This is a genomic window from Pseudoalteromonas sp. PAR1, from assembly GCF_947311895.1.
In the GTDB taxonomy this organism is placed as follows: Bacteria; Pseudomonadota; Gammaproteobacteria; order Enterobacterales; family Alteromonadaceae; genus Pseudoalteromonas; species Pseudoalteromonas lipolytica_C.
In genome coordinates, this window is record NZ_CAMZMY010000001.1 from 295950 (window position 1) to 321361 (window position 25412).

A 25412-nucleotide genomic window follows, 5' to 3' on the forward strand; every position below is an offset into this window, starting at 1 on the left:
ATGCCGCACATTGTTATAGAACACTCAGAAGATTTGCCAATTCTGCCACAAGTGTTAGTTGAAAAAGTTCACCAAGCCGTTTTTGACTCTGGCTTATTTGAGCTTTCGACCATAAAGACTCGTGCAATTGCTTATCAGCATTACGAATTAGGTGAAGGCAAAGATGGCTTTATTCACATCGGCGCATCAATTATGGCAGGCAGAACCATAGAGCAAAAGCAAATGCTCAGTGAGCAATTACTAAGTTGCTTAAGAACATACTGTCGCCGCTCCTATAGCCTAAGCGTTAATATTTACGATATGGATGCTGATATCTACCGTAAGTGTTAATTACTTTGGTAAATAGGCTGCGGGTAAGCGCTTGATTTCTATCTCAGGCGATAAATACGCAGTGTAAACCAGCCAACGCTCATTGGGTATGTAGGTCAGGCCCGATGAGCGACTATAAGCACGCTCTGGTAAAGCAATTAAATCATGATGCTGCTTACTTGCTAAGTCATAGTAGCTAATACGGTAATCACCTAAGCGTTCTTTATAGTAATAAATACGTCCCTCATGATAAGCATTCTTTGCCACTAGCAACCAGGCATAACTGCGCGCTAATTTAATATCATTCACCAGCATTTCTTCTACACCCGTATCATGATGTTTAATCCAAATAGCATGGCGCGAGTTAGTAAATAAAATATCACCTGTTTGTGTTTCAACACCATACTGCGCTGGCACTTCAACTGCTTTACCGAAGCTTTTTGCTGTTAAGTCATAACGGTAAAGATAGTCTCCATCAGAGACTAAAATATGCTGGCTATCAGCACTAAACTTGGGTTTAACAGCATGACTAAATGGCAGTTTGATTTGTTGGCTTTGCTCTACTTTGAAATCATAAAAATATAAGTGGGTACTGCCATTGTCATACAATGAAAACAAAATATAGCGTCCATCGGCTGACCAGGTTGGATCACGAACTTCCCCCGTGTTATGTGCAAAGTCAGTAAGCTGCTTTCGCGAGCTGCTATCGGGGTTAACAATCCAAAGCTGTGAACTGCCCGATTCATTCGACACATACAGCAGTTTGTTTTGCTGCTGATTATATTCTGGGAATAGCGAGCTAAAATTGGTCGATAACATAGAAAACGGTGAACTGGCCACTTGCTCGTCTATTTTCAGACGCGTGATCACCTTATCTAAATCCCACTGATGATAATAAACACTGCCATCGCTACTGTAGTTAGGTGAGCTCATGCCAGCGATTTGCGTGTTGATTAGGGTTTGATTATCAATATCGTAGAAGTAGCCATAACGTTTGCCACCCTCAACTGCACTAAACGCCAATTGCGCTTTAGATGGATGCCAATCTACACCATGAATATCAACAAAATCATGAGTTAGGCGTTGGCTTTGCCCTGTTTTTACATCAATTAAAAACAGCGCTTTTTGGTTGTTTTTAACATTACGCGTAACCACAACTCGCTGTGCATCTGGCGAAAACGACACAGACTCATACACAGTTTCGCAGTCATCATTACAAGGAATAAACGTTTCACTTGTTTGTTTTGCCTGTAAATCGAGCAGTTTGATACGAGTGACATAGTCACCTGATTGCGTGGTGTGATCAGCAATATAGACTAAGGTTTTACCATCACTACTAATATCGAGATCAGTCGGATATTTATTACTACACTCCCCTAATACGACACTGGTGGCATTAATCAAAGACAACTTAACAATTTCACAGACATCAGACCCCATGCGGTAATAGTACAAAGTATTTGCATCTGGGCTGAACACAGAGCGCCCTTCTGTATAAGGAGAGTCAGTTAGTTGCTTGGCTGGATGCTCAGGAAAATGTAAATCGCGTAAATATAAGTTATTTGGTTTACCAAGTTGTCGCCATGAATACACCAAATAGTGCTGATCATCAGAAATTGAAGGGTAAATCTCGCGACCTGGGCTTGCAGTAACACTTTCGATGCTATTAAGCGGTAACACAAAGCTTGACTTAGTTTGCGTTGCAGGCGAAGAGAACAGCCAATACATTACCACAAGACTAATTACACACATTGCCACAAACAGCTGACGAATTTGCGCAGTAGTGATGCTAATACCCACTGACTTTTCTTTATCAGCTGTATCTATTGGCTCAGGCTTTAACAAAACACGATAGCCCGTTTTACGTAGTGTCTCTATGTAAGTTTGTTCTGGGTCGAGTTCTTTAAATGCTTTTCGTAGATGCCAAATAGCATTTGTTAAGGCTTTTTCACCAACATAAAAGTTACCATCCCACACATTATTAATAAGCTCTTCGCGTGTGATGGGCTCAGGATACCGTGCGACTAAACACCCTAATAGTTCAACAAACTTAGGCTGTAGTATCTGTTCAATACCATTACAGTTAAGTTTGTTTTCGAGTGGGTTAATAACACAAGAACCCAGCCGATACGCGCGATTAGATGTTTCCATTAACTCTAAATAAAACCCCATTTTAGAAGTACAGCAGTATAAAGCCCTATCAATTTATCTTAAAAGCGTTTCTTTCACCAGCTTTAACGTTGCAAAACAGTTAACAATGACCATTTCTTAAGCCGCTGATTTTAAATGAATAGATATTCAGTAGATATAAAATAGAGACATAAACGAGCCACCTAAGATTGTAGTTAAGTTCACATTTCTATAAATATTTTTACGTCAATACCGACCAGCCAGAGTGTTGCTCACTGTAAATTTTAACTGCCCTTAAAAAGAGCATCACTCTGGTTCTAAAAATTAAAAATAAAACAACTAGGAACACCTGTGAGAAATCTACTAACCAAACCCTGTGCTATTGCACTTGCTGTTGCCAGTGGTTTTAGCCAACATGCATTTGCCAATGAAGCTGAGATTGCCCGCACCGCCAACACCACCCCAACAGCTAATGAACAAACTGAAGAGCCTGAAAAAATTGTTGTAACGGGTTCGCGTATTAAGCGTGATAGCTTTTCAATTCCTACACCACTGGTCACAATGGACCGTGAAGCCATTGCCGATACCGGTTTAACCAATTTATCAGATATTCTTGTTGATAACATGCCAGCTCTAAGTGAGAGCATAGGTAACACCACCAGCCAATCAAGTGTTTCAGCAACGGGGTTATCTACCGTCGAACTACGAGATTTAGGTGCTAACCGCACTCTAACACTGATTGATGGCCGTCGTGTTGTATCAAATAGCTACAGCGGCAACTATGTTAGTTTAAATACCATTCCAAGCGGCATGGTAGAGCGCGTGGAGATAATCAGTGGCGGTGCATCGGCAACCTATGGTGCTGATGCCGTAGCAGGTGTGGTGAATATTATCACCCAATCAAAAAAAGAAGGCTTTGATTTTAAAGCGAACACAGGTGAAACCACTGATGGCGGCGGTAAAGAATTTACCCTTGATTTAAACTACGGTACCTCGTTTGCTAATGAGCGTGGCTACGCTTATTTCAGTGCCAACTGGGACCGTGATTTTGGTATGACTTTTTACGATCGTAAACGCGCACAAATTGAAGATAGTTACGATTACGATCCAGATCGCATGTGTAATGTAATGCAAACAGCAGATGGCGATCAATGTATGCGTGACATCACACAAGCTGACTGGGTTAGCAAAAGTGATGGTATTCCGGGCGGTGTATTCTTAGAAAACAGCCGCAACGACACGCAGTTTTGGTATGACGGTCAAACTCTACGTGATGACTGGAAAGGCAATGAAGAAATTTACGGTATTAACTCAAATCAATACGTCATGCTTGATGTTCCAAGCGATAACGTGTCTGCGGCAGTTAAAATTGATTATGACTTAACTGACGATGTGATGTTTTACGCACAAGTTCAATACAGCGAAAGTGGCTCGTTTAACAATAAGTCGCCTGAAGATGAATACGAAGGTGCGTATGTACCACGTTACGACCCTACTACTGGCGAGCCCCTTGCAGATGTAGCACCGGGCTATATCCCAATCGACAACCCGTATGTGCCGCAAGAAATCCTCGATGCCAACCCATATAAAGATCGCATTTATTGGGATCGCCGCTTCAGCGAAGTTGGTAATATCAGCACAGATAATACCCGTAAAACGATTCGTAGCTGGGCAGGTCTCCAAGGCACATTATTTAACGATGAGTGGGACTGGGATCTATCTGCAAGTTATGGTCGTTTTACCCAGCACCAAATTCGCAGCAATGAATTAAATACCGTAAAACTTAATCAAGCTTTGCAAGCTGAACAGTTAGCGGATGGCACCATTCAATGTATTGATGAAGCAGCTCGTGCTGAAGGCTGTGTGCCAATTAACTTATTTGGTGAGGGATCTATCACCGAAGAGATGGCCGCTTGGATCCGCACTAACCCAATTATTGATACCGAAATAAAGCAATACGGTGTGGTTGGCTACATAACGGGTGATTTATTTGAATTACCAGCAGGCTCAGTATCCGCAGTATTTGGTGGCGAATACCGTAAAGACAGCCAAGACTTATCAACCAGCGATGACATGAAAGCTGGCGGTATTACCTTTAACTATGTACCAAATTTTTATGGTGAAGTTGAAGTCTACGAAGCCTTTGCAGAGCTTGCGATCCCACTGTTAAAAGATGCTCCTTTAGCAAAAAGCTTAAGCGCAGAAACTTCATTACGTTTAGCTAACTACAGCATGGAAAACGTCAACACCGTTGCCAGCTACAAGCTAGGTGTATTTTGGGAGCCAATCGAAGGCTATGCATTTAGAGCAAACTACGCCCGTGCTCAACGTGCGCCAACGATCACCGAGCTTATGTCACCTCCACGTGGCGATTACGACAGCTATGATGATATTTGTGATGGTTTAACGGCAACATCGACTAAACCAGGTCACGATAACTGCCGTAAGGAGCCTACATTAGCTGCACAACTTGCGGCTGATCCTAACTTTGAGTTTAGCGATGAGAACAACAGCTATTCACCGGGTACTGGTAACGAAAACCTAAAAGAAGAAACCGCTGATACCTATACCTTTGGGGTTACAGTGGCTCCAACCTTTTTAGAAAACTTTAATCTTGCCGTTGATTACTATGATATCGCCATTGTTGATGCGATTTCGCAGATCAGTAATGAAAACATCATGCGTGAGTGCTACAACTCAGAAGCAGCATGGGGCGAAGACAACGTATTTTGTAATGACATTACCCGTAACAGCGAAGGTAATATTATTAAAATCTTACAACGCCAATATAACCTCGATGAGCTAACAGCGCGCGGTTATGACGTGGTTGCACAGTACAAATTAGACTTAGATAACCTGGGTCAGTTGTCGTTTAAACTAGATTACAACCATGTAATCGAAAACTCGCAAACTTATGAAGGCCTTGATGGCAGCTTGGTAACCAGTCACTACGCAGGTTATGGCAGCAGCAAAGATAAAGCATCAATGTCAGTTACATGGCGTAACGATAACTTACGTATTCGCTGGCGCACAAATTACTTAGGCTCGTTTAAAGCAAGCCAGAGTCTTGAAGAAGACTATCAAGAGTATATTGCCGAAAACGATGCCCGCTGTGAGGCTGGTGAAGATACCTGTATCAGTAACCCAGAAAAACTTGCTTATCAAGATTATGGCTCGTTCTTAAAGCACAGCCTTTCAGCGTCTTACACCATGTCACTTGGTGAACAGAGCCAACTGCGCGTATTCGGTGGTGTAAATAACGTGTTTGATAATAAAGGTGACTTTTATCCATATGGCCGTGGTAACTACTATAGCGCATACGGCGGTGGTGCTGGTCGCTACGTGTATGTAGGTGCTCAATATAGCTTTTAACCGTTTCATATGAAGATCCCCAGCTAGGCTGACAACAAAGGCGCATTTAAAATGCGCCTTTTATCTTTTCCAACTTTGCATCTCAACTAGTCGAGACTCGGTACGTGCATACTCAAATGCCAGCTTTTGTCCTTGATATAAATCACTTATACCGACCTCGGCCGAGATCACCAGTAATCGGTTGCGATCATAAAACTCATCAACTAAAGCAATAAAGCGCCGTGCTTCATCATCTAAAAAGTGTTCTTGTAAATCCTGTTTTTCTCGCTGATAACTATCTTCAATGCCATGCACAATTTGTTTTCCCGTTGCTCCACGCCCCATTACCGGCACATTGAGTAAATAAACACGCTGAAAACACTCTGCCAAATAAATGTAATCCGCGGTGCTTCTGGGTCCTGAGCAAAGTGTCATAAAATCAAACATAATGGCGTCTTGAGCTTGCATTACACAGCTAAGCTTGCGATGGCAAACCTCTATCGTTGTTTGCCTCTGTATTGCTTGCTCTTGTTTTAAAAAGCGCTCTGTTAGCGCCTCTTTATTATCAATAAAGTAATGTTCGGTTTGTTTACCAAAGCGAAAGCGATGATCTGTATGGCCTTCAACACTCAGAATATGGCAATGATTATTTAATAAATCGATAGTGGGTAAAAAGCGAGCTCGCTGTAAACCATTACGATACAACTGTTCCGGTTGGCAGTTCGACGTTGCCACTAACACGACTTGCTGCGCAAACAAGGCTTTAAATAAGCCACCTAAGATCATGGCATCGCCAATATCAGACACAAAAAACTCATCAAAACAAATCAAGCGAATGTGCTCTGCCCATTCTTTAGCAATCACATTTAGCGGATTTTTTTGCCCTTGCAACTCACTTAAACGCTCATGCACTTGCTTCATAAAATGGTGAAAATGCAAACGGATTTTACCCTCAATGCTAACTCGTTGATAAAATATATCCATTAGCATTGATTTACCGCGACCAACAGAGCCATACAAATACACACCTTTAATCGGCTTTGCTCTTTGCCACCAATGACTTGGCGTAGTTAGCAATTGTGATAACTGATCCAGTGCGGTTATAGCTGCTCTTTGAGCGACATCCTCAGTTAAGTTGCCATTCGCTATCTCTGTTTGGTAGTGCTGTAATATTTGTCCTTGCTGTACTGTCATAGGTAACTAGTATCCGCTATACTCGCCGCCATTGTAGCTGACTAAAAATGTGATCCCAATGAAATTTCCATGCCGTTTAGATAAATTTATTAGCCATATTGCTGAGTTACCGCGCAGTAAGACCAGAGCTGGTATTAAACGCAAATACGCCACTGTTAATGGTGAGGTGATTACCTCATTCGATTTGTCTGTAACACAAGATGATGATATTCGCTGGCAAGGTGAGCCACTAGTATTTTTAGGTAAACGCTACTACATGCTACATAAGCCTGCAGGTTATGTATGCGCTAATAAAGATGACCTTCACCCTACTGTATTTGATTTAATCGATGAGCCAAACATGAGCGACTTTCATGTTGCAGGTCGATTAGATATCGATACCACAGGTTTAGTGCTGATCACTAATGACGGCGACTGGTCGCATAAAATTACTGCGCCAAAGCATAACAAATTCAAAACGTATTTAGTTGAAACTCAAGAACCTATTGAAGACGAGGCAATTGCGGCGTTAGAGCAAGGGGTGCAATTGCACAACGAAAAAGAGCTAACTCGCCCTGCTATTGTTGAAAAACTTGCAAGCTACAGCTTACGCCTTTCTATTTGCGAAGGTAAATACCATCAAGTTAAGCGAATGCTTGCCGCTGTAGGTAATAAAGTTGTTGAATTACATCGTGAAAAAATAGCTGACATCACCCTCGACGAAAGCCTTGCAAGCGGTGAATATCGAGCGCTTACAGAAGCCGAACTGAAGCTCTAAATAGGTACTTGAGCAAATATCATGATAACGCTGTCATTTTTACTTAATAAAATAATACAAACGTGGTAGAAGTAATAAGGGGAAATAATAAAGGAGGCTGACTGTGTTATCAGGATTAGCTTTAAAAACAAAAATCACCTTATTTGCTATCGCTATGTTTATTGCGTTATCTGCGATAGCTTTACTTGGCTTACAATCTTTACGCCATGCCAGCGAAAGCGACAACATCGCGCGTATCAACCAGCTCATGAAGAGCACCACCAATATTGTTGAGCAATTTGAGTTGATGGTTAAAAACAATCAACTCGAAGAAGCACAAGCAAAACAACTCGCTATTCAGGTGCTTCGTGAAAATAAATACCACGAATCAGAATATGTTTATGTTGTCGACAACAACTTAGATTTTGTTGCGACTCCTCACGACCCTGAACTGCACGGCACCAGCTTTAACGATTTTAAAGATGCCAGTGGCAACAGCATCGGCCGTATGGTCGAAAACCTCGTGGGTAATACAACCAATAAAATCATCACCTATCACTGGGATTCAGTGCGAGATGGAGAAACCGTTGATTTAACCTCTGTAGTACAAAAAACACCGCTGTTTGGCTGGTATGTTGGTACAGGCATTAGCGCCAAGGAAGTTGATGAACGTTATTGGAATACCGCAAAGTGGTTGCTGGGTTTATCAATGCTCATCACTATTGCACTTACTTTTGCTATTGCTCGCTTTGGCTCATCACTCACCAATGCCTTAGGCGGCGAAATTGACGAAGTAATTGGTATTGTTAAAAACGTTTCTCGCGGCAACTTAAACTCACATATTCGCCAAGATGCCCCACCTGAAAGCATTATTGCTGCTATGCATTACATGCAGCAAGGCTTACGTGGCGTTGTGGACGGTATAAAAGGCGTTACAGATAGCCTAAAGAACCAAAGTGTTGATAACGAATCACGCTCTGTTGAGCTCGATAAACTTACTCGTAGCCTCAACGAAGAAACTCAAATGGTTGCTTCTGCTATCACTGAGTTAACAGCTTCGGCGCAAACAGTTGTTGAACATGCAGAACAAGCGGCTTACTCAGTGCAAGAGGCGGAGCAACAAGGTCAAAGTGCCAGCCACTTAACCAGCGAGGCTGCTGACACTATCGCGCTTTTAGAGCAACAAATTGACAGCGCTGGTAATAATATTCAAGTGCTTGATGATGAAGTAAATAACATCGCAAATGTGCTCAGCGTTATTCAAGGTATTGCTGAGCAAACTAACTTACTTGCGCTTAATGCGGCAATAGAAGCTGCGCGCGCCGGCGAACAAGGGCGAGGCTTTGCTGTGGTTGCCGACGAAGTTCGCGGACTTGCTCAGCGCACACAAACCAGCACAGAAGAAATACGTAATATGATTGGCAAGTTACAAGCAGCAACTCAGGATGCCAAATCTGCTGTCTCGCTAAGTATTTCAACCAGTGAACAAACCGTGCAAAAATCCACAAAAGCCAATGATGAGTTAAAGCGTGTTGCCAGCTCACTAAGTGCCATAGCACAAATGAGCGACCAAATCGCAATTGCCGCTAAAGAACAGCTCGATGCAGGCGAAGACACTGCCAAACGTATCGTTATCATCTCTGATACAGCATCACAAACGGCAGATGTTTCTAATCAAGCGCACACAGCAACTGACCTAATTAAAGGTCTAACAACTGATTTAGAAAAGGAAACTGATAAGTTTAGTTAACGATTAAAAACACGAATGTTGACTAAAGCCTAGCCTATCGCTGGGCTTACTCTTTTTATTGTCTCAGCATGATTAAGCATTATTACGTATTGGCATAATACAAATAAAAAAACCGCACTCTGTGCGGTTTTTTCAAAATATGTTTACTTTTAGTATTAAAGACCTGCGCGGTCCTTAATAACAGCGATTAGTGGTGAACCACCATGGCCATTTGCTTCAGCCCATGCGATGTCAGCACCATCTTCTAAAGAGCTTTTTGATAAGTTCTTAACAATGTACTCACCAGTATCAGCAGCACCGCTCTCGATAGCATGACGAAGCATATTATTACCATTACATTTTACAGCGTCAAAAATGTTACGAATTTTAACACGTGAGCTCTTAAGCTTATCACGTAAACGGTTTTTATCATCTGCCGCGATATATTCACAGATAGATACAGCTAATTGGTCATCAGCTTTCGCTGGTGCGGTATACGCAACCGAAGCCGAAACAACTGCCGCCACGAGTAATAAGTTAGATAACTTCATCATATTTTGCCCTTATGCAATACTTTCTTCGTAGAAATATCGGACATTATTATACCAACCAATTAGTTTTACCGCAATAATGTTACGAATTTTTATACAGGGTTACAAAGGTATACGAATAAGGGTTTTTGTTATCAGGCTGATGCTGTTCTTGCTCAGCAACCGTCCAATTAGCAACACTTTCGTAATCTGGAAACTGAGTGTCACCTTCAACTTCAAGATCGATGAACGTTAAATACAATCGCTCGGCCTGAGGTAAAAACTGTTCGTAGATATTTCCGCCACCAATAATCATGACTTCTTCAACATCTGCGACTAATGCCAAGGCTGCCTCAGGCGAAGTGACTACCTCAATGCCTTGTGCACTGTAATCTGCATTACGAGTAATAATAATGTTTTGACGGCCAGGTAATGGACGACCAATTGATTCAAACGTTTTACGCCCCATGATCACCGGCTTTGCCATGGTTACTTTTTTAAAGTGTTGCAGATCGGCAGGTAAATGCCATGGCATTTGGTTGTCTTGACCTATTACTCGGTTATTTGCCATAGCAGCAATCATTGAAATTTTCACACTAAACCTTAATACTTTTTTCTTATTAATAAAAAAGGAGCGCATGGCTCCTTTTCAGTTTCAAATTTTATCGTTGGTAGATAACTTCTACATCGTAGTCATCATCGTCCCAGTCGTCATCCCAATCATCATCGTCTTGAGATGTTGCTTTCTGATGGTAAGTATCCCACTTAAATTCAACTTCTTCTTTCTCTTCTTCAGCGAATTTTTCTTTCGGCATACTATCAAGCAGCGCCATGATGTCATGACATAATGCTTGGGTATTTTGCTTATTCGCTGCAGAGATGCGGTAAACATTAGTTTCTTCACCTAGCTCTTGAGCAATCTCATTACATAGCGCTTCAGCTTCATCTTCCGGCAATAAATCAATCTTATTGAAAACTAACCAACGCGGCTTTTCTGCAAGTTTAGGGCTGTATTGGTGCAGCTCGTTAATAATTGCAAAGGCATTATCAACAGGGTTGGTGCCATCAACTGGCATAATATCAATAATGTGTAGTAATACACGACAACGCTCTAAGTGCTTTAAGAAGCGAATACCAAGGCCTGCACCTTCTGAAGCCCCTTCAATAAGACCAGGAATATCAGCAATCACAAATGATTTATTTGCATCAGGACGAACCACGCCTAAGTTAGGAATTAGCGTCGTAAACGGATAATCCGCCACTTTTGGTTTCGCTGCTGAAACACTGCGAATAAACGTTGATTTTCCGGCATTTGGTAAGCCAAGTAAGCCAACATCTGCAAGTAACATTAACTCTAAACGTAGGCTGCGAACTTCACCAGGTGTACCTAGTGTCTTTTGACGTGGTGCGCGGTTAGTACTTGATTTAAAACGTGCATTTCCCAAGCCATGGAAACCACCTTTCGCAACTACAATTTTTTGACCATGTTTAGTTAAATCACCTAGTGACTCTTCAGTGTCAACGTCAGTGATACGCGTACCTACAGGTACTTTAAGCGTCAAATCAGCGCCCTTTTTACCTGTCATGTTACGGCTTTGGCCATTTGTGCCGCGCTCTGCTTTATGAAAACGCTCAAATTGATAGTCAATTAAGGTATTTAAGTTTTCATCGGCTTGTAGATAAACGCTGCCGCCATCGCCGCCATCGCCGCCATCAGGACCGCCGTCTGGTACATATTTTTCACGTCGGAAAGATACGACACCGCTGCCGCCATCACCCGCGTCACAACGAATTTCTACTTCATCTACAAACTTCATGATTACTCACTTTAAGATTGGCTTGTTAATAACTCTATTATATACCTAAGCCCTTCTGATTGCAGGCTTAGCTTAGATATATATTTACACGCCTTATTATTTGCCTTAAAACAAAAAACCCCGCAAAGGCGGGGTTTTTCAAATATCGAGATGATTACTCAGCTACGATATTTACGTATTTACGGTTTAAAGGACCTTTCTGTTCGAATTGAACTTTACCATCTGCTTTTGCGAAGATAGTGTGGTCTTTACCGATACCTACGTTTGCGCCAGCGTGGAAACGAGTACCACGTTGACGAACAATGATGCTACCCGCTAGAACTGATTCGCCACCAAAACGCTTAACACCTAGGCGTTTGCTTTCTGAATCGCGACCGTTACGAGTACTACCAGCTGCTTTTTTATGTGCCATTTCTCAGTACCTCTAATTAAGCGCTAATGCCAGTGATTTTAACTTCAGTGAACCATTGACGATGGCCCATTTGCTTACGAGAATGCTTACGACGTCTAAATTTAACAATCTTCACTTTCTCACCGCGACCGTGTGAAACAACCTCAGCTGTTACTTTACCACCGTTTACGAACGGTACACCGATCTCGATTTTCTCACCATCAGCAACTAAAAGTACTGAATCAAATTCAACTGCTGCACCAGTTTCAACGTCTAATTTTTCAAGACGAATTGTTTGACCTTCAGTCACACGGTGCTGTTTACCACCACTTTGGAAAACCGCGTACATAATTAACTCCGTCTGTGCGCCCTCAAATCGACGCAACTAAAATATTCTTCAATAGGGCGCGAAGTTTACGCTAATGCGCAAAAACTAGCAAGCCTCTTTTGCTATAAAATGAATAAAAAATAGCTGCATTGAGAGCAATTCAATATTTTTCCTTATTCTATCCTAAAAACACCGTATGCCAAGCGGTTTTTACGATCTCATGACAATTAAATTAACACGTCAAAAGCGCCGTTAAATAAATGCAAGTATGTTTACTATTCAACCAAACAACTACAATTAACTGTTCAAATTTGATTTAAAATAAAAAACTTTACAGTGTTTTTTTACTGAATCAGCACAAAATATCGAGCAAGTGCTTTTTTTGTTGTACAATCAGCCTCGTATACCCATAAATATTGGCTCGGAGATCAATGGATATAAAAGCTATCCAGACGTTAATCGATCATGAGATGAATGACGTCAATCAACTTATACATGCCCAAATGCGCTCAGATGTCGCATTGGTCAATCAACTCGGTTTATATATAGTAAACAGCGGTGGTAAGCGTGTTCGCCCTATGTTGGCCATTTTAGCAGCAAAAGCTTTAGGCTATGAAGGTAAAGACCACATTACACTGGCCACTATCATCGAATTTATTCACACTGCAACTTTACTGCATGATGATGTTGTTGATGAGTCACATTTACGTCGTGGTACGCCTACAGCAAATGCTGAGTTTGGCAATGCCGCTAGCGTGCTAGTTGGTGATTTTATTTACACACGCTCATTTCAGTTGATGGTTGGTCTTGGTAAAATGCCAATCATGGAAATTTTAGCTGATGCAACGAATGTCATTGCTGAAGGTGAAGTATTACAGCTAATGAACTGTAACGATCCTGACACTACAGAACAAAGCTATATGCAGGTCATTTACAGCAAAACAGCTAAGTTATTTGAAGCAGCAACAGGCCTTGCAGCAATTATCACTGAACAAGATGATAAAACGCTTGAGGCATTAAACCTTTACGGCATGCATTTAGGAACAGCCTTTCAGCTTGTTGATGATGTGCTTGATTACAACGCCGATGCTGAGCAACTTGGTAAAAATATTGGTGATGATTTAGCCGAGGGTAAACCTACCTTACCGCTTATTTATGCCATGCAAAAAGGCACGCCAGAGCAAATCAAGCTCGTTCGTGAAGCAATTGAACTTGGCAATGGTATGGATCACCTAGACAGCATTCTTGAGGCGTTAGCTGATACCAAAGCACTTGAGTTTACAATGCAAAAGGCAGAGCAAGAGGCAGATAAAGCCATCGCCTGTATTGCATTTTTACCAGAAACGCCATACAAGCAAGCATTAGAGAGCTTGGCACGCATCGCCGTTGCCCGCGATCATTAAACGCTATTTATTCGAGCCATTAAAAAAGCCTGCATATGCAGGCTTTTTTGTTTTAGGTGCTTTAATAGCACCTATCATCTATCGGAATTAACCGTTGATGAAATCAACACCTTCTTGGATGTCTTTATTAAGCGTTTCAAGCATGTCGTTTTTAGCTTGCTCTTCGAAAGCGCTTAATTCACCGTAAGAAAGAATTTCTTCAACACCGTTCTTACCTAAACGTACTGGGTGTGCAAAGTATGCTGCGTCACCGTTTTCAACTGCAACGTATGCGTAATCAACCACTTCTTCACCTTGTAAGCCTTTAACTAAAGACATACAGAAACGTGCTGCTGCTGCACCCATTGAAAGAGTCGCTGAACCGCCACCCGCTTTAGCGTTAACAACTTCAGTACCTGCGTTTTGGATACGTGGAGTTAATGCTGCCACTTCTTCGTCAGTGAAAGTAACACCTTCAACTTGAGATAGAAGAGGAAGGATTGTAGTGCCTGAGTGGCCACCGATCACTGGAACTTTAACGTCAGTAGCGCTTAAACCTTTAAGTTCAGCAACAAATGCTTCTGAACGGATCACGTCAAGTGTTGTGATACCGAATACACGGCCAGCATCGTAAGTACCCGCTTTTTTGAATACTTCAGCAACGATTGGCACAGTGCCGTTTACTGGGTTAGTAATGATACCAACTAACGCTTTAGGACAGTTTTTAACGATGCCTTCAGCTAATGTTTTGATGATACCTGCGTTTACGTTGAAAAGGTCCGCACGGTCCATACCCGGCTTACGCGGCATACCCGCTGGGATAAGAACGATATCACAACCAACTAAAGCATCGTCTAGGTTATCAGCACCGAAACCTTCAACTTTAACGTCTGTTGGGATGTGAGAAAGATCAACCGCTACACCAGGAACAACAGGGGCAACATCGTATAATGATAATTCAGAACCTGCAGGTAAACTTGTTTTTAATAATAAAGACAATGCTTGGCCGATACCGCCAGCTGCGCCTAAAACAGCAACTTTCATTGGAATTCTCCGTAATTTGAGGTAGGAAATATTTGTGGCCCTAAAGATAATGAAATTAGCGACTAAAAACAAATTTATCCTGCTTATTTCGCGTATAATTTCGACCATAGTTGTAAACTATACTGTAAACACACAGCATTTAGGGCGAGAAATGTAAACTAGTACTGCATAAGTATGCAGAGTTGTGTAGAATTACTTCACGTTTTATGACTACAGATACGGCAACATGCAACCACAAGACAAACAAGAAGCACTAATCAAAGCGTTCAAAGCGCTATTAAAAGAAGAAAACTTCGGCTCACAAGGTGAGATTGTCGAAGCATTAAAAGATCAAGGCTTCGACAACATAAGCCAAAGTAAAGTCTCTCGCATGTTAAGCAAGTTTGGCGCGGTACGCACACGTAATGCAAAACAAGAAATGGTGTATTGCTTACCCGCTGAAATGGGAGTACCAACAGCGAAAAGCCCATTGCGTCAACTCGTTATCGATATTATGCATAACGAAATGATGATTATTATTCGTACCAGCCCAGGTGCAGCACAACTTATCGCGCGCTTACTAGACTCATTAGGTAAAGCCGATGGGGTACTTGGTACAATTGCAGGTGACGACACAATTTTTATCGCTCCTGCAAAGATTTCTGAAATAGATGTCACGCTTGATCGCGTGCGCACTTTATTCGATACAGTTTAAAGCTGCTTCAAAAAGTTTACTGACGGGGCGAAAAACGCCGACCCCATATCGGCTTGAGTAAAATCAAGCCAATGGTCGTAGCAATCGCCCTGCCCCAAGCGACTCTTTAATACCTGCTCAAACGCATCACCTTGCGCGGCACATGACACCATTAAAATACCCTGCTTATGAACATCACCAAACGGCATGCTCTGATTAAGTATCAACGGCTGGCCATTTTCATCTTTTAGTTCACTACGCACTGCATGACTAGTTTCGAGTGCAGGCATAATTAAGGTGTTATCAAGCCGAGTACGCCCCATAATTTGCTCTTGCTCTGATAACGACAAATGTTGCCAAACACTTAAATCGTGCACAAAGCGCTGAACATGAATGTAGCTGCCTTGATCTTCAAAATGCCCCGGTCTGTCTATCAATGCCGTACTGCGCTTTTGTCTACCATGAGGGGTGTCACCCGCATAAATAAAGCCGTTAAAGTCGCGGCCATCTAAAAAACGAAAGTTACGCACTTGCTCCACAAGCTCTACATCTGGCGTAAATAATTTCAGGATCTGTAGGGCAAAAAGATGGTTAACATCTTCACGGTCTGAACGAATTTGTACAAATAAATCAAATGGCTGTGCACTCATAACATGTTCACTATGAGTCACATTAGGAAAGCTTTGTAATTGACTTGGAATAAACTCAGGCAAAATATGCGGCCAATATTGCGCACCAAGCGCAACCACGCACGACAGCATGGCTTCTGAGAACTGATCCGCAAACTCATCTTGAATGACGCTCACGCGTTTTAACTTTTTACGTAATGACTCGTCATGGCCATCATAAACATTAAAAAACAGGTGCAAACCATGTAAGTTTGCTTCAGCACAAATCCCAGATTGCGCTTGCGCCATAGTGAATCCTTAGCTTCTCGTTATTTGCACCTAGCCAAGAATTCAAGATTGTTAAGCAGTACTAATCATGAAAAAAATTGACTGTGTGCGGCATTATTTTTATTTTTACAGGCTGCTCAACTGCAAACACGCGGTCTTGCTCTGCAGCGACTTCACACTCCTGCCCCGCTATATTCACACGATAAACATAACGTGTGCCTATAAAGCGTCTGTGCAAAATTGTCAGGCTATTTTCATCACTCTGTTCAGCTTCACATAACTGAATATAATGAGGCCGTACATAAACTTGCCCTTGTTTGTGAGCACTGTTATTTACTGTGAGTGAATGTATTACACCAAACGCCGTTTCGTATTCAGTTGGCGTTAAGACTTTCGCCGTTAAGTATATGCCTGTACCAAGAAACTCTGCAACCTCCTTTGAGTTAGGTTGGCTAAATAACTGTTCTGATGAGCCTTGTTGGGCTATTTTTCCACCATGCATTACAGCCAAGGTGTCAGCAAACGCAAACGCCTCTTCCTTCGAATGGGTAACAAACACTGCTGATACTTGCTGAGCTTTAATGATACGGCGGATGTCGGCAATTAACTCAAAGCGAACCTGCGTATCGATATTAGAAAATGGCTCATCAAGTAATAACAAGCTGGGTTTATAAGCAAGCGCACGAGCAATTGCAACACGCTGTTGTTGACCACCTGATAATTGATGCGGATAACGTTCTGCACAGCCAGTTAACTTAACTAAGCTCAGCATTTCATCCACGCGCTCACGCTTTTGCGACTTACTCATATTGGTTAAACCAAATGCAATATTGTCGCTCACCGATAAGTGAGGAAATAACGCGTAATCTTGAAACATCATGCCAATATTACGTTTTTCTGGTGCAACAAAATGCTTGTCGTCATTAACGACAAGCGAATCAATGCTCATAAAACCTTGTGAGGGCTCTATAATTCCGGCAATCGCTTTTAAAGTCGTTGTTTTACCGCAACCACTTGCCCCAAGCAGGCAGACGATTTCGTCTTGTTCAACATTCAAATTAAGCGCATCCAATACCTTAGTGCCATTGTATTGATAAGCTAAATTTTTAATTATCAAATGACTCATGAATGATTTTGCTCCATCGAACGATTAACGAAATACAAAGGAATAAGCCCGACTAACACAATAAACAGGGCTGAGATAGACGCTAACTCTAACTGCTCATCACTAACATATTGAAAAACATGAGTTGCAAGAGTTTCAAAATTAAACGGTCGTAATAACAAGGCCGCGGGTAGCTCTTTCATACATTCAATAAATACCAGAAGCCCAGCGGTTAAAATGCCACGTTTAAGTAAAGGCAGATGTACTTTATACAAGGTTTGAAATGCACTTTTACCCATAGATTGACTTGCCATATCAAGAGAAGGGCTAATACGTAAAAAGCTGCTTTCAAGGGCGCCATGTGCAATCGCGTAAAAGCGCACAATATACGCAAAAATCATCGCAAATAATGTCCCACTCAGAAGTAAACCCGGCGATAAACCTATTGGTTCAAGCCATTGATTAAGTGCATCATCAATTTGTGTAAGTGGTAACAATACCGCAATCGCCAGTACCGTACCCGGTAGCGCATAACCCGTACTTGCTAAACGCCCCGGAATGAGTGGATACGCTTGTTTAGCAATACGCTGATAAAACAATACCAACAAGCTAAGAAGGATTGTCACTAGGCTGACAACAATGGCGACTTTAAAGCTCTGCCAAGCATAATTAAAAAATGCCCCATTCCATGCTTCATCCGCATAAACAATGGCGTATTTAACAAGCACTCCAACTGGCAAGACAAAAGCAAGTACCAACACAACTGTGCAGACTAAACTTGCAGCCCATGCTGTGCTACCTTTTAAGCGATATAAGGTTGCGCTGTTAATGCTCGACTGGCGTTCATACACAGCTTGATTACGACGACTAAAGCGCTCAACCATAATAGTGAGAAACAAAATAAGCAGCATAATGCCTGATATTTTTGCCGCAGCGGTTAATGAATAATAGCCAAGCCAGGTATCGTAAACAGCGGTCGTTAGTGTGCTCACTGCAAAGTAATTAACAGTAGCAAAATCAGCCATAGCTTCCATACTGATTAACGTAACTCCTGCCACAATTGCCCCTCGACCAAGCGGTAAACTTACCCGTAAAAAGCTTTGTAATGGCGATAACCCCATTAACTGACTAGCTTGCACTAATTTAAAAGATTGCTCTCTTAAGGCCGTTTTAAAAATAAGATAAAGATACGGATACAATACTAATGCAATCATAATAATTGCCCCCGGCAAAGTTCGAATATCAAAAAACCAATAATCATCGGGTGACTGCCAATCAAACCAGTCCCTGAGCGCAATTTGCACAGGCCCAGCATAATCAAGTAAGTCCGTATAAACATAAGCAATGAGATAAGTTGGCATTGCCAAAGGCAGCATCAGTGCCCATTCAAAGTGTTTTCGACCAGGAAATTCACAGTACGCAGTCAACCACGCAAGCGGCAGCGCAATAACACAGCTCAATAACCCAACCCCTGCTATGAGTACAAGGGTATTACGCGTGTAGTCCCACAAAACCGTATCAAATAAATGCTGAAAGACATCCGAACCACCTTGCAGAGATTCAAACAATAAAAAACCTAGCGGCGTAACAAGTAGCAAACCGATTAGCCAAGCCAATACTTGCCAACGCGACAACGAAAACTTCACATGCATAAGTGGATTAATACCAGATAAAATAAAAGCTGTTAAAAAACAGCTTTTATAAAAGACGAGGAAAAACCTCGTTATAAGTCAAACTTTACTTCGTCAATTAGCTTTAACGCAACAGGACGGTATTTACTTATTTCATCAAGAGCAAGACTATCTTCTTTAAACTCACCCCATGACGCAACCATCTCAGACAATGCAACCCCTTGCTTTACTGGGTATTCCATATTGACCGAAGCATACATATTTTGCGCTTTATTGTCGGTCATATACTCAATCAGTTTCAAGGCATTTTCCGGATTTTTAGCGTATCGCGTCATAACAACACCCGAAACATTAATATGTGAGCCACGATTGGTTTGGTTTGGAAAGTTAATATTAACTGCTTCGGCCCATGACTTTTGCTGCTCATCTTGCATCATTTTACCAAAATAGTAGCTGTTGCCTAATGCCAGATCACATAATCCTTCTTTCACAGCTTTGACTTGCGCTCTGTCGTTACCTTGTGGCTTACGTGCTAAATTGGCTTTAACGCCCTCTAACCATTGTTTAGTTTTTGCTTCGCCATGGTGCGCAACCATAGAAGCAACTAAACCTAAATTGTATGGATGCTTACCTGAGCGAGTACAGATTTTGCCTTTATATTTGGGATCAGCCAAATCTTCATAACTTAAATCAGCGAGTGCGCCAACACGCTCTTTTGAAGAGTAAACATTACGAACTCGTTTCGTTAAAGCGATCCATTGGCCATCAGCATCACGAAATGTGCTAGGAACATTTTCATCTATAACATCGCTTTTTATTGATTGAGTTAAGCCAAGATCTTCTAATTGAATAAGTGCGCTAAAGTTTGAAGTAAGCACCAAATCAGCTTTGCTGTGCTTACCTTCACGTTTCACACGTTCAATTAAACCTTTTTTCGCAAACACCACATTGGTTTTAATACCAGTTTGCTTGGTGAAGTCATCTAAAATTGGCTGAATTAAGAATGGTTGACGAAACGAATAAATATTAACCACATCGGCAGAAAGTGCTGAGGTACTCATTAAAGTAGTCAAAATCAGTAAGGCTGTTTTTTTCATTGTTGGCACCTAAATAATAACAATTATCAAAATATTTTACCTATACTCTGCTAAAAGTGCACCCGTTTATATTCCCTCTATAACTTTATGTACTGCCATTTGAGAACTTACTTGTAAGATATATCTCACCTAAATGGCAGTTATTGAGTAAAAAAACTCGAAAAACCGCCCCTAAAAAATCTTAAAACATTGATAAATAGTGATTTATTATTAATTACAATAATGTAACCGTTATTTTAATTGCGATTTTGACCTATTCGATGCTCACTAATTCCCTATACTTATATACAACAACTAAGCAAGAAGCTTAATGAGTAAACGGATATGGAAGTATTACTCATAAAACCGCGGAATAAGGTTCATTAGGATAAAAAGGAACTAAGGACAGGCTCAGGAAGAGTAACGCAATGGAATGACACACTAAGGACAACATCAGGATGATGTGAAATGGCATAACAACAGGACGTTGTTATACAGGATGTTTCAAAAGTGGATTAAAGGACAGGCCGAAAGGTATCGCAATGGAATTGCTAACATATGGATAGTGTCAGGACGACGCGTAAAGGATAGGTAAAGAAATTACCCGCATGGATGTAAAGGAGTGACAAGGAAACAAGGCTGGAAAGCCTTACATTGCATAGAACCAAAAAGTAAAGTGCAATCGCATGGATAGGCAAAGTTTAGGGAGTTGATTAGATTCAATTGCAGGATGCAAAAAATTAAGAAGATTCCGCAAGCGCGACTAGCAATAGTTCGCGCTTTTCTTTTGCCTGAAAATAGTTATTCCAATCCGCAACAATACTTAATCATTTTGAGGGATTAATTAAGCAAATTAGTATTACTCTGGGCGTCCTTTATTTCGCTTTCCTAGTAAATATGCATCCCTAAACTTTATAAAGTGCGTTTCGAGCTTTTGTGTAGCATCTACTTCACCAGCAAGCGCAAGCACCATTATCGCGACCTCAGCTGTACCAAGTTGATGCTCATGTGGAGCAACTCGTAAACGATAATCTGAAAGCTTTTCTGGGGTAATAGACAATACAGGTAAGTTATCTAAATAAGGGCTTTTGCGAATCATCTTTTTTGCTTCTCGCCAAGTACCATCTAAAAAGATAAACAATGGGCGCTTACCTTGCTGTGGCGATACTTCATCGATTACTCGCGTTTCATCTTCAACATCGCTCGCCGGAAAAATCACCATAGGCTGATATTGTGGGTCTTGTAATAAGGCTAATAATGCGTGATCAGGTTCTGTTCTGTCCCACTTAAAGGCATAGTTTTCAGGAATAATTTCAGCAATCAAACGCCCTGTATTCGATGGTTTAAAGCTTTCATTATGATACATCAGTAAACACACTGCAGCATTACACTGCGCTTGTTCAACACCTTCACAAATGCAATAGTTTTCAGCTAATAAACAACGCTCACAACGAGTAAGCTTTGCACCTCGTGCTTTAAATTCGCGCCTTGATTCGCTCATTTGCTGTGCGCGAAGCACTAAAACTGCGTTATTAAAAATATTAGCCACTGTGATTACCGAAAAATTAAACGGCGCATATTGTAGCTAAAATTAATGGTAATAGAAATCTACCATCTAATGATGAGTTATTTTTATACCAAGGCTAACAACCTTACTAATGTCATCTTTGTAAGTTCACCCATTTGTTCATGATTACTTAAAGCATACACAGCACCTTCAACGGCACTCTCATCTATATCTTGTCGAGACTCTAAAACACTGGCCCAAAGCACCAGATCGTCAAAATCAATTTCACCATTAATGGCTCGCTCTAGAACTTGGCGAAATACTGCCTTGGTCAATATATATTCACCCTCTTGGCTATCTGGGCAGACAGCAATTACAGTGATAGCCTCATCCCAAAGCTCCCCAAAACAAGCGAACTGACTTAATGCGTGTAATTTATCCATTTGCTATGCTTACCTTTTAAACTGACCGGTTAATCCTTGACTCAATGACAACCCTTACCTGCTCACACTGCGGTGCCTCATTAACATGTCGTGCTGATGATATAAATGCCTGCTGGTGTAACGAACTGCCTGCAATCTTACCTATTAATAATGCAACATCCTGCTTATGTCGTGAGTGTACTATAAAACAGATAAATATCTTTTTATCAAAACTATATGAACAGCCTCTGGCTGAACAAATAGCCTTTGCGAAACCCTTTTACCAGCATGGTAATTTGATTGAAAATCTCGATTACACATTAGAAAACAACTATATGGTGTTTAGCCGCTGGTTCTTTTTAAAGCGTGGTAAATGCTGCACCAACGGGTGTACTCATTGTCCCTTCAATGACTAACGACTCCTCACTAGAGTATTTATTCAAATAACGTGAATTTTTTTGCAAACAAGACATGACGAAAAGAATAAAAATACATTATAATTGGATATAAATTCACTAATTCACTCTAGAATTACGCTTAAATTATTAACTTTGTTTAATTTTTGAGCATAAATTTACTACAACATAATCGGAATCAATCATGAACACCTTTAAGCCTGCTCTACTTGCAAGTGCAATTTCTGCGGTTTTAATCAATAGCAATATGGCGTTTGCAGCTGAAGATGCTATAGAAGTTGATAAATCAATTGAAACTATTCAAATCACTGCAACACGACGTGCAGGTTCAGTGCAAGATGCACCGCTTAATATCACAGCCCTAAATGGCGATGTAATTAGCGACCAAAACATTGGTGATCTTGAAGATGTCGCGCGCTGGGTACCAGGCTTAACAATTTCTGATCAAGGTGGCCGTGAAGGTTCTCCGATAATCGTTCGTGGTTTAAACACAAATACCTCTGATCGTATTTCTGATAGTGGCACAGTGGCCACTTATGTTGGTGAAATTCCACTTAGCATCGACTTACGTTTAACTGATGTTGACCGTGTAGAGGTGTTAATTGGTCCACAAGGTACACTTTATGGCGCGGGAACTTTAGGCGGTGCGATCCGTTACTTACTTAAGCAGCCCGATCTAGATCTAACAGAAGGTCAGGTTACAGGCGATGTATTTAGTATCAACGAAAGCGACGGCACCGGCGGTGAGTTTGGCGTGGTATTCAACACTCCGCTTATTGAAGAAAAACTCGCATTTCGTGCCAGCTTAAACTATTACGATAACCCTGGTTACATTGACTACACTCACGTGGTTCAAGAACCGGGTGTATCAAACCCAAACCCTGACTTTTCAGACAGCAGCGATGTAAATGCCAACTTAAAAAGCGTAAGCGATGTTAACGATGAGCAAATCACCACAGCACGTCTATCACTGCGTTGGCTTGCAACCGAAGATGTTGATGCAACGCTAAACTACTTTTATCAAAAGCAAGAAAATGGCGGTAACTCGACATCGCAATACGGCTCACTTGCTGATAGTAGTGCACTACAAGGCATCCCAGGAAAGTACGAAAACGTAGCTCGTGTACTTGAGCCTGGCGAAGAAGAAAACGATTTATTAAGCTTAGAAGTAAAAGCAGATCTTGGTTTTGCTGAGCTGGTATCTGCATCTGGTTGGTCTAGCTATGAACAGTCTGGTCAGCGCGATCAAACTGATCTTCTTTACGATATTTGGTCAGGTTATGCCGACTTCCCTTCTTTTGTTGGCTATACACACGACACCTCAGACCGTGATACGTTTACGCAAGAACTTCGTTTAGTTTCAAATAGCAGTAGTGCTTTTAACTGGATTGTAGGTGGCTTCTATAACAAAGTAGAAAGCTACTCAGATGATCGTGAGTACACGCCGGGTCTGACTGAGTACTGGGGTGGCGGCATTCCAAATGTTGAACAAGACCTTGAGTACATTCTAATTTCAGATAGTGAAACCACTGAAAAAGCACTTTTTGGTGAAATCGGCTACAGCATCACAGATCAGTTTGATGTAACTTTGGGTGCTCGTTTTTACGAATACGATGTATCAACAACATCAGGTTCTGCAACACCGCTTTACTCAGGGGATTTTGATTCACTCGATAATCTAGTTATGGAAAATGTAAGCGCCAGCGATAACGGAAACTTATTCAAGTTTAATGCTAACTATACATTCGATAATGGTGTGCTTGCTTACTTTACCGTGAGTGAGGGTTTCCGTATTGGTGGTGGTAACGGTATTGCCCCTTGCCCTGATGTACTACCTGAACAACAAATTGTTTGTGCTCTACCAAACGAAGAAGATTACAAGCCAGATACAACTGTCAACTATGAGCTAGGCTTTAAGTCGTCATGGTTACGTAACCGCCTACACTTCAATGCAGCGCTATTTAATGTTGATTGGAAAGATGCGCAAGTTGGTAGCAGCACTGTAAATGGCCAAGAATTAATTACCTCGAACGCAGGCTCTGCTAATTCTAAAGGTGTTGAACTTTCTACTCGCGCAATGATTGGTGATAACTGGGCAGCGTATGCAACATATGCGTATGCAAAGGCTGAATTGACCGAAGATGCGCCTTACTTATTTGGTGTATTAGGCGACGACCTAGCGCAATACCAAAGCTACTATGATGGTGCCAAAGGCGACCGTTTACCGGGTGCTCCTGAGCATCAATTCTCATTTGGTCTTCGTTACGAGCAAGATATCCTAGGCGATAAACTATTAAGCGTAAACTACGGTATTACAGCGCAAAGCGATGTGATCACCAAAGTAGGCTTAAAAGCAGACGGCGAAGTATTACCGGGTTATGCACTAAGTAACTTATCTGCCAAAATTACTGGCGATATGTGGTCTGCAACGCTTTACGTAGACAACTTATTCGATAAATATGCATTCACTTCTGTACGTCGTGATAAGTCTTGGGCTGGTATGTCGCAATATGCTGAGCTTAATAAAGAGCTACCTGAGCTACAGCGTGTTTATGGCCACTACACCACCGCGCCTCGTACTATCGGTATGAAGTTTAGCTACAACTTTGAGCTGTAATTAAACATACCCATAAAAGCCTTGCCACCTTTAGGCAGGGCTTTTTAATACCATATATGGACTATCTCCGATTGCAAGACAGTAATTGATAGAATTTCAAAGTTCATTGCTGCCATATATTCGGCTTT

22 protein-coding genes are annotated in these 25412 nt (G+C 41.5%); 8 read left to right on the forward strand and 14 right to left on the reverse strand.

Features of this window, described 5'->3' with window-relative positions; genetic code table 11:
* Positions 1-330, forward strand: a complete 330-nt coding sequence (locus QL229_RS01365; protein ID WP_054560998.1) for a 5-carboxymethyl-2-hydroxymuconate Delta-isomerase — start codon at positions 1-3, stop codon at positions 328-330.
* On the opposite strand, the gene QL229_RS01370 is transcribed toward QL229_RS01365, so the two are convergent.
* Entirely contained in the window at positions 331-2460 is a 2130-nt protein-coding gene (locus QL229_RS01370; RefSeq protein WP_281546425.1) for a winged helix-turn-helix domain-containing protein, read from the reverse strand. It lies immediately after the preceding gene.
* A 330-nt stretch (positions 2461-2790) separates the two neighbouring features.
* Between QL229_RS01370 and QL229_RS01375 the strand changes: the two genes are divergently transcribed.
* A complete protein-coding gene (locus QL229_RS01375) occupies positions 2791-5811 on the forward strand; it encodes a TonB-dependent receptor (protein ID WP_253038237.1) in 3021 nt (1006 codons plus the stop codon).
* A 60-nt stretch (positions 5812-5871) separates the two neighbouring features.
* On the opposite strand, the gene zapE is transcribed toward QL229_RS01375, so the two are convergent.
* Positions 5872-6984, reverse strand: a complete 1113-nt coding sequence (gene zapE / locus QL229_RS01380; protein WP_281546426.1) for a cell division protein ZapE — start codon at positions 6982-6984, stop codon at positions 5872-5874.
* A gap of 58 nt (positions 6985-7042) precedes the next feature.
* Between zapE and rsuA the strand changes: the two genes are divergently transcribed.
* Positions 7043-7741 carry a 16S rRNA pseudouridine(516) synthase RsuA gene (gene rsuA, locus QL229_RS01385; RefSeq protein WP_235383326.1) on the forward strand — a complete coding sequence of 233 codons (699 nt, stop codon included), beginning with the start codon at positions 7043-7045 and terminating at the stop codon, positions 7739-7741.
* 154 nt (positions 7742-7895) lie between these two features.
* Entirely contained in the window at positions 7896-9470 is a 1575-nt protein-coding gene (locus QL229_RS01390; RefSeq protein ID WP_199527379.1) for a methyl-accepting chemotaxis protein, read from the forward strand.
* A 155-nt stretch (positions 9471-9625) separates the two neighbouring features.
* Here QL229_RS01390 and QL229_RS01395 read toward each other — a convergent pair whose 3' ends face one another.
* From QL229_RS01395 to rplU, 5 genes are all read right to left on the reverse strand, one after another.
* Positions 9626-10003 carry a DUF3718 domain-containing protein gene (locus QL229_RS01395; RefSeq protein WP_135926124.1) on the reverse strand — a complete coding sequence of 126 codons (378 nt, stop codon included), beginning with the start codon at positions 10001-10003 and terminating at the stop codon, positions 9626-9628.
* A gap of 79 nt (positions 10004-10082) precedes the next feature.
* On the reverse strand, positions 10083-10574 hold the full coding sequence (folA, locus tag QL229_RS01400) for a type 3 dihydrofolate reductase (RefSeq protein WP_168246750.1): 492 nt from the start codon (positions 10572-10574) through the stop codon (positions 10083-10085).
* A gap of 67 nt (positions 10575-10641) precedes the next feature.
* Complete coding sequence (gene cgtA / locus QL229_RS01405) at positions 10642-11796, reverse strand: Obg family GTPase CgtA (RefSeq protein WP_135926125.1); 1155 nt, start codon at positions 11794-11796, stop codon at positions 10642-10644.
* 154 nt (positions 11797-11950) lie between these two features.
* Complete coding sequence (gene rpmA, locus QL229_RS01410; protein WP_054551015.1) at positions 11951-12208, reverse strand: 50S ribosomal protein L27; 258 nt, start codon at positions 12206-12208, stop codon at positions 11951-11953.
* 16 nt (positions 12209-12224) lie between these two features.
* Positions 12225-12536 (reverse strand): 50S ribosomal protein L21, encoded by a 312-nt coding sequence (gene rplU / locus QL229_RS01415; protein ID WP_036965957.1) that lies wholly within the window; start codon positions 12534-12536, stop codon positions 12225-12227.
* 410 nt (positions 12537-12946) lie between these two features.
* Between rplU and ispB the strand changes: the two genes are divergently transcribed.
* Entirely contained in the window at positions 12947-13918 is a 972-nt protein-coding gene (ispB, locus tag QL229_RS01420) for an octaprenyl diphosphate synthase (RefSeq protein WP_135926126.1), read from the forward strand.
* 87 nt (positions 13919-14005) lie between these two features.
* On the opposite strand, the gene mdh is transcribed toward ispB, so the two are convergent.
* Entirely contained in the window at positions 14006-14941 is a 936-nt protein-coding gene (mdh, locus tag QL229_RS01425; RefSeq protein WP_138557013.1) for a malate dehydrogenase, read from the reverse strand.
* A gap of 226 nt (positions 14942-15167) precedes the next feature.
* Here mdh and argR point away from each other — a divergent pair, with 226 nt between their 5' ends.
* Positions 15168-15635 (forward strand): transcriptional regulator ArgR, encoded by a 468-nt coding sequence (gene argR / locus QL229_RS01430; protein ID WP_138557014.1) that lies wholly within the window; start codon positions 15168-15170, stop codon positions 15633-15635.
* Here the strand turns inward: argR and QL229_RS01435 are convergent.
* From QL229_RS01435 to QL229_RS01460, 6 genes are all read right to left on the reverse strand, one after another.
* Positions 15632-16531, reverse strand: a complete 900-nt coding sequence (locus QL229_RS01435) for a Dyp-type peroxidase (RefSeq protein WP_135926128.1) — start codon at positions 16529-16531, stop codon at positions 15632-15634. The genes argR and QL229_RS01435 overlap by 4 nt on opposite strands.
* A 61-nt stretch (positions 16532-16592) precedes the next feature.
* The gene (locus QL229_RS01440) at positions 16593-17636 is read right to left on the reverse strand and encodes an ABC transporter ATP-binding protein (RefSeq protein WP_281546427.1); all 1044 of its coding nucleotides are present in this window, start codon (positions 17634-17636) and stop codon (positions 16593-16595) included.
* Positions 17633-19267 carry an iron ABC transporter permease gene (locus QL229_RS01445; protein WP_135926130.1) on the reverse strand — a complete coding sequence of 545 codons (1635 nt, stop codon included), beginning with the start codon at positions 19265-19267 and terminating at the stop codon, positions 17633-17635. The genes QL229_RS01440 and QL229_RS01445 overlap by 4 nt, the downstream gene beginning before the upstream one ends.
* 71 nt (positions 19268-19338) lie before the next feature.
* The gene (locus tag QL229_RS01450) at positions 19339-20343 is read right to left on the reverse strand and encodes a Fe(3+) ABC transporter substrate-binding protein (protein WP_281546428.1); all 1005 of its coding nucleotides are present in this window, start codon (positions 20341-20343) and stop codon (positions 19339-19341) included.
* Between the two features lie 838 nt (positions 20344-21181).
* Positions 21182-21823, reverse strand: a complete 642-nt coding sequence (locus tag QL229_RS01455; protein WP_135926318.1) for a tRNA-uridine aminocarboxypropyltransferase — start codon at positions 21821-21823, stop codon at positions 21182-21184.
* 131 nt (positions 21824-21954) lie between these two features.
* Positions 21955-22272: a hypothetical protein gene (locus tag QL229_RS01460; protein WP_281546429.1), complete on the reverse strand. Its 318-nt coding sequence runs from the start codon at positions 22270-22272 to the stop codon at positions 21955-21957.
* Positions 22273-22316: 44 nt separating this feature from the next.
* On the opposite strand from QL229_RS01460, the gene QL229_RS01465 reads away from it, so the two are divergent.
* On the forward strand, positions 22317-22667 hold the full coding sequence (locus QL229_RS01465; protein ID WP_135926133.1) for a DUF5522 domain-containing protein: 351 nt from the start codon (positions 22317-22319) through the stop codon (positions 22665-22667).
* Positions 22668-22851: 184 nt separating this feature from the next.
* Positions 22852-25284, forward strand: coding sequence for a TonB-dependent receptor (locus QL229_RS01470; RefSeq protein WP_138557019.1), 2433 nt, complete (start codon positions 22852-22854; stop codon positions 25282-25284).
* The last annotated feature ends 128 nt before the right edge of the window (positions 25285-25412 follow it).

Excerpts from the sequence above, each read along its gene's own strand:
- QL229_RS01365 (WP_054560998.1), top strand. The coding sequence starts at position 1 with ATGCCGCACATTGTTATAGAACACTCAGAAGATTTGCCAATTCTGCCA.
- QL229_RS01370 (WP_281546425.1), bottom strand. The coding sequence starts at position 2,460 with ATGGAAACATCTAATCGCGCGTATCGGCTGGGTTCTTGTGTTATTAAC.
- zapE (WP_281546426.1), bottom strand. The coding sequence starts at position 6,984 with ATGACAGTACAGCAAGGACAAATATTACAGCACTACCAAACAGAGATA.
- rsuA (WP_235383326.1), top strand. The coding sequence starts at position 7,043 with ATGAAATTTCCATGCCGTTTAGATAAATTTATTAGCCATATTGCTGAG.
- QL229_RS01390 (WP_199527379.1), top strand. The coding sequence starts at position 7,896 with ATGTTTATTGCGTTATCTGCGATAGCTTTACTTGGCTTACAATCTTTA.
- QL229_RS01395 (WP_135926124.1), bottom strand. The coding sequence starts at position 10,003 with ATGATGAAGTTATCTAACTTATTACTCGTGGCGGCAGTTGTTTCGGCT.
- cgtA (WP_135926125.1), bottom strand. The coding sequence starts at position 11,796 with ATGAAGTTTGTAGATGAAGTAGAAATTCGTTGTGACGCGGGTGATGGC.
- rpmA (WP_054551015.1), bottom strand. The coding sequence starts at position 12,208 with ATGGCACATAAAAAAGCAGCTGGTAGTACTCGTAACGGTCGCGATTCA.
- rplU (WP_036965957.1), bottom strand. The coding sequence starts at position 12,536 with ATGTACGCGGTTTTCCAAAGTGGTGGTAAACAGCACCGTGTGACTGAA.
- ispB (WP_135926126.1), top strand. The coding sequence starts at position 12,947 with ATGGATATAAAAGCTATCCAGACGTTAATCGATCATGAGATGAATGAC.
- mdh (WP_138557013.1), bottom strand. The coding sequence starts at position 14,941 with ATGAAAGTTGCTGTTTTAGGCGCAGCTGGCGGTATCGGCCAAGCATTG.
- argR (WP_138557014.1), top strand. The coding sequence starts at position 15,168 with ATGCAACCACAAGACAAACAAGAAGCACTAATCAAAGCGTTCAAAGCG.
- QL229_RS01435 (WP_135926128.1), bottom strand. The coding sequence starts at position 16,531 with ATGGCGCAAGCGCAATCTGGGATTTGTGCTGAAGCAAACTTACATGGT.
- QL229_RS01440 (WP_281546427.1), bottom strand. The coding sequence starts at position 17,636 with ATGAGTCATTTGATAATTAAAAATTTAGCTTATCAATACAATGGCACT.
- QL229_RS01445 (WP_135926130.1), bottom strand. The coding sequence starts at position 19,267 with ATGCATGTGAAGTTTTCGTTGTCGCGTTGGCAAGTATTGGCTTGGCTA.
- QL229_RS01450 (WP_281546428.1), bottom strand. The coding sequence starts at position 20,343 with ATGAAAAAAACAGCCTTACTGATTTTGACTACTTTAATGAGTACCTCA.
- QL229_RS01455 (WP_135926318.1), bottom strand. The coding sequence starts at position 21,823 with ATGAGCGAATCAAGGCGCGAATTTAAAGCACGAGGTGCAAAGCTTACT.
- QL229_RS01460 (WP_281546429.1), bottom strand. The coding sequence starts at position 22,272 with ATGGATAAATTACACGCATTAAGTCAGTTCGCTTGTTTTGGGGAGCTT.
- QL229_RS01465 (WP_135926133.1), top strand. The coding sequence starts at position 22,317 with ATGACAACCCTTACCTGCTCACACTGCGGTGCCTCATTAACATGTCGT.
- QL229_RS01470 (WP_138557019.1), top strand. The coding sequence starts at position 22,852 with ATGAACACCTTTAAGCCTGCTCTACTTGCAAGTGCAATTTCTGCGGTT.